This window comes from Microbacterium neimengense (assembly GCF_054782995.1).
On the sequence record NZ_BAAGRK010000030.1, the window covers coordinates 1 to 2241 of the forward strand.

The 2241-nt window shown below is 34.6% G+C and carries 2 protein-coding genes and 5 tRNA genes; all 7 read left to right on the forward strand.

What is annotated here, in order from left to right; translation table 11 throughout:
• The coding region (locus tag ACYVJS_RS16315) for a cytochrome b N-terminal domain-containing protein (RefSeq protein ID WP_460740900.1) at positions 1-650 on the forward strand (650 nt) is incomplete at its 5' end.
• 48 nt (positions 651-698) lie between these two features.
• Positions 699-770: transfer RNA gene (locus tag ACYVJS_RS16320), tRNA-Ala, on the forward strand.
• 20 nt (positions 771-790) lie between these two features.
• Positions 791-862: transfer RNA gene (locus ACYVJS_RS16325), tRNA-Phe, on the forward strand.
• 6 nt (positions 863-868) lie between these two features.
• Positions 869-952, forward strand: a tRNA-Tyr gene (locus ACYVJS_RS16330).
• Positions 953-958: 6 nt separating this feature from the next.
• A tRNA-His gene (locus ACYVJS_RS16335) sits at positions 959-1031 on the forward strand.
• A gap of 282 nt (positions 1032-1313) precedes the next feature.
• A tRNA-Met gene (locus ACYVJS_RS16340) sits at positions 1314-1386 on the forward strand.
• Between the two features lie 66 nt (positions 1387-1452).
• Positions 1453-2145: a hypothetical protein gene (locus ACYVJS_RS16345; RefSeq protein WP_460624612.1), complete on the forward strand. Its 693-nt coding sequence runs from the start codon at positions 1453-1455 to the stop codon at positions 2143-2145.
• Positions 2146-2241: the final 96 nt, after the last annotated feature.

Here is a 2241-nt window from a genome sequence, read left to right on the forward strand (position 1 = left end):
CTGTTAATAATGCTACACTTAACCGATTCTTCTCACTTCACTATCTACTACCATTTATTCTAGCAGCTCTAGCTCTAGTACATATGCTAACACTTCACACACACGGTAGCTCAAACCCTGAAGGTATTAGCTCAAATGCTGAAAAGGCACCAATGCATCCATACTTTATCTTTAAGGATCTAGTAACAATTATCCTTTTCTTCATTGCTCTAACAGCTCTAGTAATGTATGCACCTAACATGCTAGGACACAGTGACAACTATATTCCTGCTAACCCTATGCAAACACCACCTTCAATTGTACCGGAATGGTATCTTCTACCGTTCTATACAATTCTACGGTCAATTCCTAACAAGCTACTAGGAGTAGTTGGAATGCTAGGATCGCTACTAATCCTACTTGCTATGCCCCTACTTGACGTAGGACGAACTCGAGGTAATGTGCACCGACCTCTAACACGATTTGCCTTCTGGGTATTCGTAGGTAACTTCTTCCTTCTAATGTGGATTGGTAGCCAACACGCTGAAGAACCATTTGTAACAGTTGGGGCTATTGCAACTGCTGTATACTTTGGTTGGTTTGTAGTCCTACTACCAATTATTGGAATGCTAGAAAACACATCACTTGACGGTTCATCAAATCGAACATAATTTATATATCATTATTATTACTCCCCTTAAATTTAATATAAGTAACGTGGGGATGTAGTACAGTGGTTAGTACATTATGTTTGCATCATAGTAACTGGGGTTCGATTCCCCACCTCTCCAAATAAATACTAATATTTTGGGTGCCGATAGCTTAAATGGTAGAGCACGGAGCTGAAGATTCTGGGGAGGTAGTTCAATTCTGCCTCGGCACAAAATGTGGGGATGTAAATCTAATTGGTAAGATATCAAACTGTAAATTTGCCGGGTTACGCCCACTGGGAGTTCAAGTCTCTCCGTCCCCAACTACAGGTGATTTTAGCTCAATGGTAGAGCGCTTCTTTGTGGCAGAAGATATCTCAGTTCAATTCTGGGATCTCACCCTTCTAATCTATTAATTATAATAGATAAAAGAAAGTACTATGTATTAGCTATTATGAGTTATCATAGGAAGGTCCGAGACCAAATTATATATATATGTAATAACGACAAGAGTCGTAGTAATGTTAAAGAAATAAATAGATAAATAATATAAAGTTATTTATATTTGATATAAACTCTATATATATGGTCCTTTATTGTTATAGATATTATTAACTCTCTTTTCTAGTTAAGAAAAGTAATACTAGATTCGGCCTATATGATAGACTAATATTAGTACTTATAGCCGGTATAGTTTAAGGGTAGAAACCTGCCACTCATAACGGCAGTAAGATGGGTTCGAGTCCCTCTGCTGGCTAATAAAACCAAGATAGTCAATTATCATGAGAATTAGAAATTTCTAAAAATATACAGACTTTAAATAATGAAGGATATTCTATCAAATGGACTAGCTAAGTATTATCTACCAAGTGGTAATACTCAAATTATGAGCCATAATTTTGATTCAGGTATGAATACAACACAAAATCTTCATGCAACACGACATACTAATACACTTATTAATCAATTTTTCGAACCTATTGATGTACTAGCTTCTAAGCCTATTATTGATGTAACACCTACAACAGTAACAGTAACAGTATTCTATTATATGTCAGATGTACAATCAGCACTTAATGCTAATACTATTAATGCTCTAGGTGAAGTTCTAAGTAATGTTTGGGGACAAGCAGTAGAACTCCGACTAGTAAAGCTACATTATCCTTATCTAAATAGTGATATTCTAGCAGCATTTATTATGAAGAATCTAGATACAGATCGATTTGAACGAGTTATTAATAAGATCTTTGGTATTACAACTCCTGTTGTATCAGGTGAAAGTAATCTACCTTCACATATTATCGGTATTAAGATTCGTCTAGCTGGTCGACTTGTTACTGAACCATCACGACCACGTATGACAGTACAATCAGCTCAAATTGGATCATTTAAGAATAGTACACGAACTATTATTGAATTTGGTCAATGTTCATCTGTTAATAAGAAGGGTGCACTAACAGTACAAGTATGGATCAGCCAACGATCAACAACTCCCACTCATTATATCAAATACTGATTATATAAATACTAGTCATGTTATATTAATATAATAAAAACATATTAATAATATATTAATATTATAATATACTAGTATTAAAAATATATAATTACA

Excerpts from the sequence above, each read along its gene's own strand:
- ACYVJS_RS16345 (WP_460624612.1), top strand. The coding sequence starts at position 1,453 with ATGAAGGATATTCTATCAAATGGACTAGCTAAGTATTATCTACCAAGT.